This window comes from Shinella yambaruensis (genome assembly GCF_050859155.1).
Taxonomy (GTDB): domain Bacteria; phylum Pseudomonadota; class Alphaproteobacteria; order Rhizobiales; family Rhizobiaceae; genus Shinella; species Shinella yambaruensis.
The window spans coordinates 4,262,496-4,277,596 of sequence record NZ_CP150638.1 but is presented as its reverse complement, the minus strand read 5'-3'; the positions used below and the strand labels follow the sequence as shown (position 1 = coordinate 4,277,596).

The 15,101-nt window shown below is 68.6% G+C and carries 9 protein-coding genes; 6 read left to right on the top strand and 3 right to left on the bottom strand.

From position 1 onward, the window contains the following. The first annotated feature begins 24 nt into the window (after positions 1–24). The 6 genes from WMC41_RS20785 to trxA all read left to right on the top strand — a co-directional run bounded on the left by WMC41_RS20785 (position 25) and on the right by trxA (position 11,897). Positions 25–2,478, top strand: coding sequence for an ATP-binding protein (locus WMC41_RS20785; protein WP_432346106.1), 2,454 nt, complete (start codon positions 25–27; stop codon positions 2,476–2,478). A gap of 6 nt (positions 2,479–2,484) precedes the next feature. Then, positions 2,485–3,981 carry a tRNA (adenosine(37)-N6)-threonylcarbamoyltransferase complex ATPase subunit type 1 TsaE gene (gene tsaE, locus WMC41_RS20780; RefSeq protein ID WP_432346104.1) on the top strand — a complete coding sequence of 499 codons (1,497 nt, stop codon included), beginning with the start codon at positions 2,485–2,487 and terminating at the stop codon, positions 3,979–3,981. Between the two features lie 13 nt (positions 3,982–3,994). Continuing rightward, complete coding sequence (locus WMC41_RS20775; protein ID WP_244770785.1) at positions 3,995–4,729, top strand: nucleotidyltransferase family protein; 735 nt, start codon at positions 3,995–3,997, stop codon at positions 4,727–4,729. Continuing rightward, complete coding sequence (gene addB, locus WMC41_RS20770; RefSeq protein ID WP_432346101.1) at positions 4,726–7,908, top strand: double-strand break repair protein AddB; 3,183 nt, start codon at positions 4,726–4,728, stop codon at positions 7,906–7,908. The genes WMC41_RS20775 and addB overlap by 4 nt, the downstream gene beginning before the upstream one ends. Next, the gene (gene addA / locus WMC41_RS20765; RefSeq protein WP_432346100.1) at positions 7,901–11,458 is read left to right on the top strand and encodes a double-strand break repair helicase AddA; all 3,558 of its coding nucleotides are present in this window, start codon (positions 7,901–7,903) and stop codon (positions 11,456–11,458) included. Before addB ends, addA begins: the two co-directional genes overlap by 8 nt. 118 nt (positions 11,459–11,576) lie before the next feature. After that, a complete protein-coding gene (trxA, locus tag WMC41_RS20760; protein WP_023513835.1) occupies positions 11,577–11,897 on the top strand; it encodes a thioredoxin in 321 nt (106 codons plus the stop codon). A 54-nt stretch (positions 11,898–11,951) separates the two neighbouring features. Here the strand turns inward: trxA and WMC41_RS20755 are convergent, their stop codons facing one another. Genes WMC41_RS20755 through trpA form a run of 3 tightly spaced genes read right to left on the bottom strand, consistent with a single transcriptional unit; the run spans position 11,952 to position 15,101 of the window. Next, positions 11,952–13,295: a bifunctional folylpolyglutamate synthase/dihydrofolate synthase gene (locus WMC41_RS20755; RefSeq protein WP_432346097.1), complete on the bottom strand. Its 1,344-nt coding sequence runs from the start codon at positions 13,293–13,295 to the stop codon at positions 11,952–11,954. 21 nt (positions 13,296–13,316) lie between these two features. Next, positions 13,317–14,219: an acetyl-CoA carboxylase, carboxyltransferase subunit beta gene (gene accD / locus WMC41_RS20750; protein ID WP_244770781.1), complete on the bottom strand. Its 903-nt coding sequence runs from the start codon at positions 14,217–14,219 to the stop codon at positions 13,317–13,319. Positions 14,220–14,261: 42 nt separating this feature from the next. Then, entirely contained in the window at positions 14,262–15,101 is an 840-nt protein-coding gene (trpA, locus tag WMC41_RS20745; protein ID WP_432346095.1) for a tryptophan synthase subunit alpha, read from the bottom strand.

Genomic DNA, 15,101 nt, shown 5'->3' with positions numbered 1-15,101 from the left:
CATTCGCTTGCGCAGAATAAATTTATGGTTAACGAATGGTTTACGGGCGGCAGGCGTCGTCTCGTATCGGCACTGTCGGCCGGCTCGGCGCTGACGGCCCTTGCCGGCCCGGCGCACGCCGCCGGCCCCTATCTCGCCACCACGGAGATCGTCACCGTTTCCATGCTGCTCGGCGTGATGTCGGCAGCGATGGTCTCGGCGATCTGGATGATCCGCCAGCGCGGCCGCATGGAGGCGGAAAGCCGCGAACTGAAGGCGCATCTTTCCGACGCCCGCCACAACGTTTCCCGCCTGCAGGCACTGATCGGCGACAAGGACCGGCGCATCGTCGTCTGGGACGGCCTTTCGGAGAAGCCGGAATTCCTGGGCCAGCTGCCGGCGGAGACCGGCGCGCCGCAGGCCGATCGCGATTTCCTCGCCTTCGGCCGCTGGCTGAAGCCCACCTCCGCCGCCGAGATCGAGCGCGCCGTGGAACGGCTGCGCTCGCAGGCGCAGAGTTTCGACCTGATCCTCGAAACGAGCCGCGAGGAAGTGCTGGAAGCGCAGGGCCGCGTTTCCGGCGGCCAGGCCTTCGTGCGCTTCGTGGCGCTGAACAATCTGCGCGCGGAAGCCGCCGAACTGAGGCTGGAGCGCGACCGGCTGGTCCAGGCGCTCACGACGCTGCAGGGCCTGCTCGACCAGATCGACCTGCCCGTCTGGCAGCGCGCCGCCGACGGCTCGCTTGCCTGGGTGAACGAGGCCTATGCCGAGGCCGTCGAGGCCAGGGACGCCGCCGCCGCCGTCACCGAGGGCCGCGAGCTTCTCCCCACCATCGCGCGCGAAAAAATCCGCGCCGCCAGCACCTATGACGCGCCGTTCCGCGACAAGATCTCCACCGTCGTGCACGGCAACCGCAGCTTCTTCGACGTCGTCGATGCGCGCAGCCCGACGGGTTCCGCCGGCATCGCCGTCAATGTCTCCGATATCGAGGCGGTGCGCGAGGAACTGGTGCGCACGCTGAAGAGCCATGCCGAGACGCTCGATCATCTCGCGACCCCCGTCGCGATCTTCGACGGCGAGCAGCGGCTGCAGTTCTACAACCAGGCCTTCCAGCGCATGTGGGAGATCGACACGGCCTTCCTCGAAGGCAAGCCCGGCAATGGCGAACTGCTCGACCGCCTTCGCGCCGGCGGAAAGCTGCCGGAACAGCTCAACTGGAAACAGTGGAAGGACAACGCGCTTTCCGTCTACCGCGCCATCGACACGCAGACCGACCTCTGGCACCTGCCGAACGGCCAGACGCTGCGCGTCTTCGCCACCGCCCGCCCGCAGGGCGGCGCGACCTGGGTCTTCGAGAACCTGACGGAAAAGGTCGACCTCGAAACGCGCTACAACACGCTGGTGCAGGTGCAGGACGAGACGATCGACCACCTCGCCGAGGGCGTCGCCGTGTTCAGCCCGGACGGGCGCATCCGCCTCTCCAACCCGGCCTTCCGCGCGCTCTGGGGCATCAGCGAGGCCGAGGCGAAATCCGGCACCCATATCCGCGCCATCGAGCAGGCCTGCGCGCCGTCCTACGACAAGCCGGACGGCTGGAAACGCTTCGCCCATATCATCACCAGCTTCGACGACGAGCGCCCCTCCTGCCAGGGGGTGCTGGAGCTGCGCACCGGCCTGGTGCTCGACTTCGCCGTCATCCCGCTTTCCAACGCCCAGACGATGCTGACCTTCGTCAACATCACCGACAGCGTGCGCGTCAGCCGGGCCCTCACCGAAAAGAACGAGGCGCTGCGCAAGGCCGATGCGCTGAAGAACGATTTCGTCCAGCACGTCTCCTACGAGCTGCGCTCGCCGCTGACCAACATCATCGGTTTCGCCGATCTCCTGAAGACGCCGACCATGGGCGAGCTCAACGACCGGCAGGCCGAATATGTCGACCATATCGCGACATCATCGGCGGTGCTGCTGACCATCGTCAACGACATCCTCGACCTTGCCACCGTCGATGCCGGCATCATGGAGCTCGACTACAGCGAGATCAACCTGACGGACCTGCTCGACGACGTCTCCATGCAGTTCGCCGACCGGCTGCACGAGGCGCAGGTGACGCTCGAGATCACCGCCCCCGACAATCTCGGCACCATCGTCGCCGACCAGCAGCGCCTCAAGCAGATCCTCATCAAGCTTTTGAGCAATGCCGCGAATTTCGCGCCGGAAGGCAGCTCGATCGGCCTCAAGTGCTGGCGCGAAGGCGCCGATCTCGTCTTCACTGTTTCCGACCGCGGGCCGGGCATTCCGCAGGACGTGCTGAAGACGGTGTTCGATCGCTTCGAAAGCCACGGCCAGCGCGGCGGCGCGGGCCTCGGCCTCTCGATCGTCGAGAGCTTCGTCAGCCTGCACCACGGCACCGTCACCATCGACAGCCGCGAGGGGCGCGGCACGGATGTCACCTGCCGCATCCCGTCTGCGACGATGACCTCCTTCGCCGCGGCGGAATAGGCCCGGATGGCGCTCGACCTCTTCCTTCCCGACGAAGCCGCGACCATCCGCTTCGGCGAGGACATGGCGCTCGGCCTGAAGCGCGGCGACTATGTCGCGCTGTCGGGCGATCTCGGCGCCGGCAAATCGACCTTTTCCCGCGCGCTGATCCGGGCGATCGCCGACGACGTCGATCTCGAAGTGCCGAGCCCGACCTTCACGCTGGTGCAGAGCTACGACCTGCGCATCCCCGTCGCCCATTTCGACCTCTACCGCATCGCCGATGCCGCGGAGATCGACGAACTCGGCTTCGACGAAGCGCTCTCCGACGGCATCTGCCTCGTCGAATGGCCGGAAAAGGGTTTTGGCGCGCTGCCGGCGGACGGCATCACGCTCACCTTCCTGCATGAGGGGGACGGGCGGCGCGTCACCATCGACGCCCCGGCACCGGCGCTGGCGCGCATTCGCCGCTCGCTGGCGATCCGCGCCTTTCTCGACGAAGCCGGCTACCGAAATGCGGTGCGCCGCCACCTGACGGGCGACGCCTCGGTGCGTGCCTATGAGCATGTCGATGCCGGCGGCGCGCGTTTGGTGCTGATGGATTCGCCGCGCCACGCGCCGGGGCCGATCCTTGCCCATGGCAAATATTACCAGCAGATCGCCCATATCGCCGAGGACGTGAAACCCTTCATCGCCGTCGGCCGCTATCTCGTCGCCCGCGGCCTGCGCGCCCCGGCCATCCACGCAATGGATATCGACGAGGGCATCCTCCTGATCGAGGACCTCGGCAGCGCAGGCGTGCTCGACGAAAACGGGGTGCCGATCGCCGAGCGCTACCGCGAAAGCGCCGCCTGCCTTGCGCATCTGCACGGGGAGGCCGCTGAGCGGGACCTTCCCGTCGCCGGCGACATCGTGCACCGCGTGCCGGATTTCGACCGCGACGCCATGCAGATCGAGGTGAGCCTTCTCACCGACTGGTACCTGCCCTACAGGCGCGGCACGCCGGCAAGCGAGGACGAGCGCCGCGGCTATGTCGCCCTGTGGGACGGGCTGATCGACAGCCTTGCCGCCGCCGAGCACAATCTGCTGCTGCGCGACTTCCACTCGCCGAACATCATCTGGCGGCCGGAAGCGACCGGCACCGACCGGGTCGGCATCATCGATTTCCAGGATGCGATGATCGGCCCCTCGGCCTATGACGTCGCCTCGCTGGTGCAGGATGCGCGCGTCGACATGCCGGAGGGCGTGGCGGAAAGCGTGCTCGACCATTACCTGTCGCTGCGGACTGCGGAGCCCGGCTTTAACCGGGACCGTTTCCTGCGCGACTGGCACGTCATGGCTGCGCAGCGCAACTGCAAGCTCGTCGGCCTCTGGGTGCGGCTGATGCAGCGCGACGGCAAGCCGGCCTATATGCGCCACATGCCGCGTACCCTGCGCAATCTGGAACGGGCGCTCGCCCATCCCGACCTCGCCCCCTTGCGCGAGTGGTGCGAAAAGGCTGGAATCCTCGCGACCGAATCATGATCGCGAGCAGCCGATGAAGATCGAAGACGCCATGGTGCTGGCCGCCGGCCTCGGCACCCGCCTGCGCCCCATCACCGACACGATGCCCAAGCCCCTGGTGCCGGTCGCCGGCAAGGCGATGATCGACTACGGGCTCGATGCGCTGGCGGAGGCCGGCGTCAAGCGCGCGGTCGTCAACGTGCACCATTTCGCCGACCAGATGATCGCGCATCTTGCCGGCCGCGCGGTGCCGCAGATCATCCTCTCCGACGAGACGGAGCGCCTGATGAATTCCGGCGGCGGGCTGGCCAAGGGCCTGAAACTGCTTGGCCGCGATCCCGTCTTCGTGATGAATGCCGACCTCTTCTGGATCGGCGAGAAGCCCGGCGAGCCGAGCAATCTCGAACGGTTGGCGGAGGCCTTCGACCCCCAGCGCATGGACATGCTGCTGCTCTGCGTGAAGCTGGAGGACACGACCGGCCACAACGGCAAGAAGGATTTCTCGATGGACGCCGACGGGCGGCTGGCGCGCTACCGGGAGGGCGACGGAACACCCTTCGTCTATGCCGGCGCCATCGCCATGATGCCGGCCCTCTTCGACGACGCGCCCGAGGACGCCTTCAACCTCAACATCTATTTCGACCGGGCGATTGAAAACGGCCGCCTCTACGGCATCGTGATGGACGGCCACTGGATCACCGTCGGCACGCCGGAGGCGATCGGCGCGGCGGAAGCCGTCATCGGCGCGGCGCGCGAGGCGGCGGCGTGACGCGCGCGCGCGGGCGCATCTATTCCATCCCGGCGAGCCTGCCTTTCTTGAGGACGACCGCCCAGAGCCTTGTCGACGGCCGGCTCGTGCCCGGCTTCACCTATGATCCCGCCGACCCGCTGGCGCTGGCCGATGTCACGATCTATGTGCCGACCCGTCGCTCGGCCCGCGTGCTGCGCTCGGAATTCGTCGATCTCTTCGGCGGGCGCTCGGCCATCCTGCCGGTCATCCGCGCGCTCGGCGAGACGGACGACGACAGCGGCTTCTTCGACGAGGCGGCGCCGGCGCTGCTCGACATGGCCGAGCCGCTGTCCGGCCCAGCGCGCCTTCTCGAACTCGCCCGCCTCGTGCTCGCCTGGCGCAACCAGCTGCCCGCGGCCGTCACCTCCGTGCATGCGGAAAGCCCGCTCGTCGCGCCCGCGAGCCCCGCCGATGCCGTCTGGCTTGCCCGCAACCTCGCAGAGATCATCGACGCGATGGAGACGGAAGAGCTCGACTGGCTGGCGCTCGACAATCTCGACGTCTCCAACCATGCGCTCTGGTGGCAGCTCACCGCCGAATTTTTAAAGATCGCCAGCGAATTCTGGCCGGCGCGGCTGACGGAGCTCAACCGCTCCTCCCCGTCGCTGCGGCGCAACGCGACGCTGCATGCCGAGACGGAACGCTACCGCGCCACGCCGCCCGCCGGCCCCGTCATCATCGCCGGCTCGACCGGCTCCATTCCCGCGACCGCCGGCCTGATCGCGGCCGTGGCGGACCTGCCGAACGGCGTCGTCATCCTGCCGGGGCTCGATCGCTTCATGTCGGATGCCGAATGGCTGCTCCTCGGCCACCAGGCCGGCGGCGGCGACGCCCCGAAGCCCGATGCCGCCGCCCGCAGCCATCCGCAATACGGCCTCCACCGCCTGCTTGCCCGCATGGGCTGCACGCGCGCGGATGTCGAATTGCTCGGCACGCCGCCCGAAGCGCTTGAATATCGCTCGCAGGTCCTCTCCAGCGCCTTCCTGCCGACGCAGGCGACGGCCGGCTGGGGCGAGGTTCGCGGCGCGCTCGATACTGGCCGCCTGGCCGAGGCCTTCGAGGCCGTGTCGCTCGTCGAGGCGGCCAACGAGCGGGAAGAAGCGGTGGCGATCGCCATCGCGCTGCGCCTGGCGCTGGAGGATGGCGAGGACGCCCAGGCGGCGCTGATCACGCCCGACCGCAAGCTCGGCCGGCGCGTGGCGGCGGAGCTTGCCCGCTTCGGCATCGAGGCGGACGATTCGGCCGGCACGCCCCTGCTCTCCACGCCGCAGGGCACGCTCCTGCGGCTCCTCACCGAGGCGGCGCTGCGGCCGGGCGACCCGGTGCCGCTCGTCGCGCTGCTGAAACACCCGCTCGCCCGCTTCGGCCTGCCCGTGGCGGACCTTGCCGAGGCCGTCACGGCGCTGGAGCTGACGGCGCTGCGCGGCGGCACGGCCGAGATCGACATTTCCACGCTCGAACCGCTGCTCGAGGCCGCCCTTGCCCGGCAGGCGCAGGACCGCCACCCGCCGGAATGGCGCACGGCGCTTTCCGAGGCCGCAATCCCGCTTGCCCGCGACCTCGCCCGCCGTATCGCAGAAGCCGTCGAGCCGCTTGCCGGCGCGCTCGTGCAGGAAAGCCGCACGGGCCGGCGCTTTTCCTCGAAGCTTGCGGTCTCCGACTGGTCGGAACGGACGGGACGCGCGCTCGAGGCGGTGGCGGTGGACGAGCACGGCAACCTTGCCGCCCTCTGGTCCGGCGAGGCGGGCGACAGCCTGGCGAACCTCTTCAAGAGCGTAATCGAGACGGATGGGCAGATCGAGGCCGACGGGCCGCAATGGTGCGACATCATCGAGGCCCTGGCGGCCAGCGAAAGCGTCAAGCCGCGCTCCATGCGCCATCCCCGTGTCTTCATCTTCGGCGCGCTCGAATCGCGCCTGCAGAGCGTCGACACCGTGGTGATCGGCGGGCTCAACGAAGGCACCTGGCCGGGGCAGGCGGCGAACGACGCCTTCCTGTCGCGCGTCATGAAGGTGGAGATCGGCCTGGAGCCGCCGGAGCGGCGCATCGGCCAGCTCGGCCACGACCTGCAGATGGCCGCGGCCGCGCCGAAACTGGTGCTGACGCGGGCGCTGCGCAACGGCACCGCGCCGACCGTCGCCTCGCGCTGGCTGCAGCGGCTCATCGCCGTCGGCGGCCCCACCCTTGCCGCCGACCTCAAGGCGCGCGGAAAAAGCCTCATCGACTGGGCGAACGCGATCGACCGCAGCCCGCCCGTGCCGAATGCCCGGCGCCCGGCGCCGCATCCGCCGGCCGAGCTGCAGCCGAGGAAATACTCCTTCAGCGAGGTCGGGCGCCTTCGGCGCGATCCCTATGCGATCTATGCCCGCCATATCCTGCGCCTCGATCCGATCGCGCCCTTCAATCTCGATCCGGGGCCGGCCGAGCGCGGCTCGCTCTACCATCGCATCGTCGACCGCTTCGTGCGCGAAGAGGCGAGCGGCGAGCCCTTTACCCTCATCGGCCGCATCCTTGCGGAAGAATTCGACGCCGTCGCCCTGCCTCCGCATATCGACGCCGTCTGGCGGCCGCGCTTTGCCGCCGTCGCCCGCGCCTTCGTCCACTGGCACCTGGAGCGGGCGGGCGGCGTGCGCGAGAGCCTGACGGAGGTGCCGGCCTCGCTCGACCTTTCGGTCGGCGGCATCCGCCTGACCGGCATCGCCGACCGCATCGACATCCTGCCGGACGGCAGCGCCGACCTTCTCGACTACAAGACCGGCAGCACGCCATCGCTGAAGGTGGCGCGGGCGCTGCTCGATCCGCAGCTCGCGCTGGAGGCGGCGGCGATCCGGCGCGGCGCCTTCCGCGGGCCGGGGCTTCGCGAGCCGGCGAACCTTCTCTATGTGCGCCTCAAACCCGGCGAACGGTTCAAGGCCGAACAGGTGAACAACGAGCATGCCAAATCGGCGAATGTCACGCCGAAATCCGCCGTCGAGCTTGCCGAGGAAGCCCTGACGGAGCTGGAAAAGCTGCTGACGGGCCTCATCGAGGGGCGCTACGGCTTTGCCTCCCGGCTCATTCCCGAGCAGGAACGGGACTATGGCGGGGAATACGACCATCTGGCGCGCGTCGCCGAATGGTCCTCGGCGGAAAGCAACGGGGAGGGCGAGGATGCTTGAGGACGATCGGCCCGCCTCCGCCGAGCCCGCCGCCTGGCTGAGCTGGACCACGCAGAAACAGGCGGCGGCCTCAGATCCCGCGCGCTCGGCCTGGGTTTCGGCCAATGCGGGCTCGGGCAAGACCCATGTGCTGACGCAGCGCGTGATCCGCCTGCTTCTCGCCGGCTGCCGGCCCTCCGCCATCCTTTGCCTCACCTATACCAAGGCCGCGGCTTCCGAGATGTCGAACCGCGTCTTCGAGCGGCTGGCCGAATGGGCGACGCTCTCCGACGAAGCACTGACCGAGCGCGTGGCGGCGATCGAGGGCCGGGAACCGGATCTGTTCAAGCTCGCCGAGGCGCGCCGGCTCTTCGCGCGCGCGCTCGAAACACCGGGCGGGCTGAAGATCCAGACGATCCACGCCTTCTGCGAGGCGCTGCTGCACCAGTTTCCGCTGGAAGCCAATGTCGCCGGCCACTTCTCCGTGCTCGACGACCGGGCCGCCGCCGTGCTGCTCGCCGATGCGCGCCGCACGCTCCTGACGGCGACGACGAACGAGGACGACAGCACGCTCGCCGCCGCCTTCGCCACCGTGCTCGACATCGCCGACGACACCGGGCTGGAGCGGCTGATCGCCGATATCGTGGCGAGCCGCGGACCGATCCGCGACTTCCTGGACGGCGCCGCGAAGGCGGGCGGCGTGGATGCCGTCCTGCGCCGGGAAACCGGGCTCGACCCGCACGAGACGGCCGACGACATCCTCGCCGCCTTCTGGCCGCTCGACGGTTTGCAGGGCGCGGTGCTCGATTCCTATCTCGCGGCGGCGGAGAGCCTCGGCAGCGACACGGTCAAGGCCACCGCCGCGGGCCTGCGCGGCGTGGCCCGGCTGGCCGATGCCGAGGACCGGCGCGCCGCGCTGCACGATCTCTTCTTCACCGGTGCCGGCGCGCCGCGCAGCCTCGACCGGTCGTTCCTGTCGAAGAAGGTTCGCGACAGTGCGCCCCACCTCGAAGCCGCGCTTCTGGCCGCCCAGGCGCATGTGATCGCCGGCGACGACCGGCTGCGGCGGTTCCGCATGTACGAGGCGACGCACGCGGCGCTTATCATCGCCGAACGGCTGATCGGCGACTACGAGGACCTGAAGCGCGCACGCAGCCTGCTCGACTTCGACGACCTGATCGACCGCACCGCGCGGCTGCTCACGCGCGAGCGGGTGAGCGCCTGGGTGCATTACAAGCTCGACCAGGGCATCGACCACATCCTCGTCGACGAGGCGCAGGACACCAGCCCGCGACAATGGCAGATCGTCAAATCGCTGACGGACGATTTCTTCGCCGGCGAAACGGCGCGGGACCGGGAGCGCACGATCTTCGCCGTCGGCGACGAGAAGCAGTCGATCTATTCCTTCCAGGGCGCCCGGCCGGAGCGTTTCGCCGAGGAGGGCCGCGCGGTTCTTCGCCGCACGCAGGCGGCGAAAGCCGCCTTCAGCCCCATCCGGCTGCTGCTTTCCTTCCGCTCGACGCGCGAGGTGCTCTCGGCCGTCGACCAGGTCTTTCTCGACCCCGCCAATGCGCGCGGCCTGACGCCGGACGGCAGCGAGATCGTGCACGCCTCCAACCGCGGGCGCGAGCCGGGCGCGGTCGATATCTGGGAGGTGATCGCCGCCCCGCCGGGGCTCGACGAGGAGGACTGGACGGCGCCCTTCGACGCGGTGGCCGAGGAGGCGCCGATCAACGTGCTGGCCCGGCGCATCGCCGATACGCTCGCAGCCTGGATCGGCCGGGAGACGGTGACGGAAAAGGGCAAGACACGGCCGATGGCGGCCGGCGACGTCATCGTTCTGGTGCGCAAGCGCGATGCCTTCGTCAATGCGCTGACGCGCACGCTGAAGCAACGGCACAACTTGCCCGTCGCCGGCGCCGACCGGCTGGTGCTGACGAAGCACATCGCCATGCAGGACCTGATGGCGCTCGGCCGCTTCGCCGTGCTGCCGGAGGATGACCTTTCGCTGGCCGCGCTGCTAAAGAGCCCGCTGTTCAACCTCGATGAGGAGGCACTGTTCGCGCTGGCGACGCGGCGCGGCGAAAAACAGGGGCTCTGGCCGCGGCTTGTCGCGGCGGCGGAAGAGGACGCGGCGCTGGCCGGCATCGTGCGGCGGCTGAGGGAGATGCTGCGCGATGCGCGGGGCCAGGCCGTGCACGATTTCTATGCGCGCATCCTGGGTGCCGGCGGCGGGCGGCGGGCCTTCCTCGCCCGGCTCGGGACGGAAGCCGGCGAGATCATCGACGAGTTCTTGACATTCGCGCTGGAGCAGGAGGAGAACGGCCTGCCGGGCCTGCAGGCCTTCGTCTCCACGCTGGAGCTCGAAGCCCCGACCGTCAAGCGCGAGCAGGACAAGGCGCGCGGCGAGATCCGCATCATGACGGTGCATGCCGCCAAGGGCCTGGAGGCGCCGGTCGTCTTTCTCGTCGACGGCGGGGCGAAACCCTTCAGCCCCAGCCACATGCCGCATCTGCGCTTCCTAACAGCGCCCGGCCTTGCCGGCGGCCTCCCGGCCTGGCTGCCGCTCAAGGACCTCGGCAACGCGCTGACGGCGGCCGATGCGGAGCGCATCAAGGCCGGCGCGGAAGAGGAATACCGCCGCCTGCTCTACGTGGCGATGACGCGTGCGGCAGACCGCCTCGTCGTCTGCGGCTATCGCGGCCGGCTGGAGAACAAGGACACCTGGCATCAGATGATCACGGCGGCGCTTTCTGCCGATGGCGCGCGATGCGTGGAAAGGACCTTCTCGACGGCGGGCGAGAGCTGGCCGGGATTTGCCTGGCTCGAGGCCGGGGCGGCGACCTTGGAGGCGGTCACCACGGCCCCTGCCGAGGAGAAGGCGACCGTCACGCTTCCCGAGGCGCTGGGCCGGCCGCTGCCGCCGCAGAAATCGCTGCCCCGGCCGCTCAGCCCCTCGGGCGCAGCGGCGGTGATCGAGACGGATGCGGCGGACCTCCTGGTGCCCTCGGCGCTCTTCGGCCGGAAGGGCGGCGTTCCCGGCGCCGGCCTTGCCATGGAGCGGGGACGCATCCTGCACCGTTTCCTCCAGGTCCTGCCCGCCTTTAATGCCGCGGAACGGCCGGCGGCGGCGCGGCGTTATCTCGAACGGGCAGCTGCCCACTGGCCGGAAAGCGCACGGGCCTCGCTGGTCGAGGCGGCGCTCGCGGTGATCGGCGACGGGGACCTCGCCGCGATCTTTTCGCCCGCGGCCCGGGCGGAAGTGTCGATCATGGGCACGCTGACGCTCGGCAGCCGGGACTATGCGGTCTCCGGCCGTATCGACCGCATGGCGATCACCGATGCGGCTGTCGAGATCGTCGATTTCAAGACGAACCGCGTGCCGCCGGCCATGCTAGCCGACATTCCCTTCGAGCACCGGGCACAGCTTGCGATCTACCGCGCGATCCTCGCGCCGCTCTATCCGCAACGGGAAATCCGCTGCGGGCTGATCTACACGGAAGCGGCAAAAACCTATTGGCTGGACGCCGGCCTGATGGAGGCGAGCCTTGCCGAACTCGCCTCGAAGTGAGATACCGGACGGGACGGCCGATCGCCCCGCGGGGCGCCGACGGAGCGGTGCCGGGCCTTGAAAGCGGCCCGCACCTGCATCACATTGGGTACAACGATCACCATCCAAGGAGAGCCTCATGGCTACCGTAAAAGTCGACCAGTCCAACTTCCAGGCTGAAGTTCTCAATTCCGCAGAGCCGGTCATTGTCGATTTCTGGGCTGAATGGTGCGGCCCGTGCAAGATGATCGCCCCCGCGCTCGAGGAAATCTCGACGGAACTCGCCGGCAAGGTGAAGGTCGCCAAGCTGAACATCGACGAGAATCCGGAACTGGCCGCCCAGTACGGCGTGCGCTCCATTCCGACGCTCGCCATGTTCAAGGGCGGCGAAGTTGCCGACATCAAGGTCGGCGCCGCGCCGAAGACGGCCCTTTCGAGCTGGATCTCCAGCGCCGCCTGACCGGCCGCGCGATTTGACCCGATCAAGCCCGGCTTCGGCCGGGCTTTTTTATGCTCAGGTTGGGGGCGTGCCGTTGTCGGCGAGAACGTCGCCGACGAGATAGAGCGAACCGCCGATCAGGATGCGCGGCGGCACCTCGTCCTCCTCGGTGATGCGGGCGATTTCGGCGAGCGCATCGGCAACGGTCGACAGCGGCTGGGCCTCCAGGCCGGCGCGTGCCGCGTCATCGGCAAGCGCCACGGGATCGAGACCGGCATCGGAGCCGCGGATCGGCACGGTGAAGACCCGTTCGGCGAGGCCGCCGAAGGGCTCGAAATAGCCGACCGGATCCTTGGTGTTGATCATGCCGGTGACGAGGAAGAGCGGACGCGGCTCGCGCTCCTCGAAATTCGCCATGGTCTCGGCGATGACCTGGCCGGCACCGGGATTGTGCCCGCCATCGACCCAGATCTCGCTGCCGCGCGGGGCAAGCCGCAGGAGCGCGCCGTCCGTCAGCCGTTGCAGGCGGCCCGGCCATTCGACGCGGGCAAGGCCCTGCTCCAGCGCCCGTTCGGAAACGGCAAAGCCGGCGGCCTTGACGGCGCGGATCGCCGCGGCGGCATTGGCATATTGATGGCGGCCGGGCAGGCGCGGCAGCGGCAGGTCGGCAAGGCCGAATTCGTCCTGGTAGACGAGCCGGCCGAATTCCTCATGGGCCATGAAATCCTGGCCGTAGACGGCATGCGGGCAGCCGAGCCGCTCGGCGGTCTCGACCAGCACGTCGCGGGCAGCCTCTTCCGACTGGTAGCCGATGACGACCGGCGCGCCGCGCTTCATGATGCCGGCCTTTTCCGCCGCGATCAGCTCGACGCGGTCGCCGAGATAGGCCTGATGGTCGAGCGAGATCGGCATGATGACGGAAACGGCCGGGCGCGGGATGACGTTCGTCGCGTCGAAACGGCCGCCGAGGCCGACCTCGATGATCGCCACGTCGGCCGGATGTTCGGAGAAGAGCAGGAAGGTGACGGCGGTCAGGATTTCGAAGACGGTGATCTTCTCGCCGCCATTGGCCTCCGCCACGCGGCGCACCGCATCGGCCAGCACGGCATCATCAACTAATGCACCGCGCTCGCCCTTGACGGCGAGACGATAGCGCTCGTGCCAGTTGACGAGATGGGGGGAGGTGTGGACGTGGACGCCGAGGCCCTCGGCCTCCAGGATCGCGCGGCAGAAAGCCGTGACGGAGCCCTTGCCGTTGGTGCCGGCTACATGGATGACCGGCGGCAGTTTCAGGTGCGGATCGCCGAGCGCGGCAAGCAGCCGCGTGATGCGGTCCAGCGAAAGATCGAACCCCTTGGGATGGAGACCGAGAAGCTTCTCGATCTCCGCTGCCGCTTCGCTGGCCGTTACCATGGTCATGCCGCCCTCCGCCGGTCCGGCCTACTGGGCCGCGATGGCGACCGCGTCATTGGTGACGGACGCGGTTGCCGGCTTCTTCGTGAGGATCTTCAGAAGGCGGGCGAGCGTATCGGGAATGTCATGGCGCTTGACGACGAGGTCGACCATGCCGTGCTCCAGGAGGTATTCCGAGGTCTGGAAGCCTTCGGGCAGCTTTTCGCGGATCGTCTGCTCGATGACGCGCTTGCCGGCAAAGCAGATCTCGGCACCCGGCTCGGCAAGGTGGATGTCGCCCAGCATGGCGTAGGAGGCCGTCACGCCGCCGGTCGTCGGGTTGGTGAGCACGACGATATAGGGCTGGCCGGCTTCCTTCAGCATTTCCACGGCGACCGTGGTGCGCGGCAGCTGCATCAGCGAGAGGATGCCTTCCTGCATGCGCGCGCCGCCCGAGGCGGGGAACATGACGAGCGGGCACTTTTCGGCGATCGCCCGTTCGAAGGCCTTGATGATGGCCTCGCCCGCGGCGATGCCGAGCGAACCGCCCATGAAGTTGAACTCGTGCACGACGGCGACGATCTTGACACCGCGCATCCTGCCGACGCCGGCGACGATCGTGTCCTCGAGGTCGGTCTTGGCGCGGCTGTCCTTCAGGCGGTCGGTATATTTCTTCGAATCGCGGAACTTCAGCGGGTCCTGCGCGACCTTCGGCTGCTGCAGGGCCTCATAGACGCCGTCGTCGAAGAGGTCCTTGAGGCGGGCCTTGGCCGGCATCTTCATATGGTAGCCGGAGGCGGGAATGACCCACTTGTTCTCCTCGAGATCGCGGTGGAACACCATCTCGCCGGTTTCCGGGCACTTGATCCAGAGATTTTCGGGAACATCCCGGTTGGGGCGGCCGAGCATCGAGTTGATCTTCGGCCGAACGTAATTCGTGATCCAGTTCACGGTCTAGACTCCCGTTATAATGGTAGCTCCCATGTGGGAACTTTACTCCGCCGCCGCAAGGCGCGCGCCGCGCACGCCCGAGGCGAGGCTCATCACCAGCGTCTCGACGCCGGCGACGGTGGCGGCGCTCGCCGTGCCGTCCGCGGTGAGGCTGGAGGCGATCTGGTTGACGATCGCCGTGCCGACGACGACGCCATCCGCCGAGGCGCCGATGGCGCGGGCATGCTCCGCCGTCTTGACGCCGAAGCCGACGCAGACCGGCAGCTTGGTATGCGCCTTGATGCGGCCGACCGCACCGCCGATCAGCGAAGGATCCGGCAGGGCCGAGCCGGTGATGCCGTTCATCGAGACGTAGTAGACGAAGCCGGACGTGTTCCTCAGGACGGCCGGCAGGCGCTTCTCGTCCGTCGTCGGCGTCGCGAGGCGAATGAAGTTGATGCCCTTGGCGAGCGCCGGCAGGCAGAGCTCGTCGTCCATTTCCGGCGGCAGGTCGACGACGATGAGGCCGTCGATACCGGCCTCCAGCGCCTCGTCGAGGAAGCGCTCGACGCCGTAGATGTAGATCGGGTTGTAATAGCCCATCAGCACGATCGGCGTCGCATCGTCGCCCTTGCGGAAATCGCGGGCCATCTGCAGCGTCTTGGCCAGCGTCTGGCCGCCCTTCAGCGCGCGCTGGCCGGCCAGCTGGATGGCCGGGCCGTCGGCCATCGGGTCGGAGAAGGGCATGCCGAGCTCGATGACGTCGGAGCCGGCCTTCGGCAGCGCCTTCATGATCTCCAGCGAACTGGCATAATCCGGATCGCCGCCCATGAAATAGGTGACGAGGGCCGGGCGGCCTTCGGCGGCGAGATCCGCGAAGCGTTTGTCCATGCGTGCGGTCAT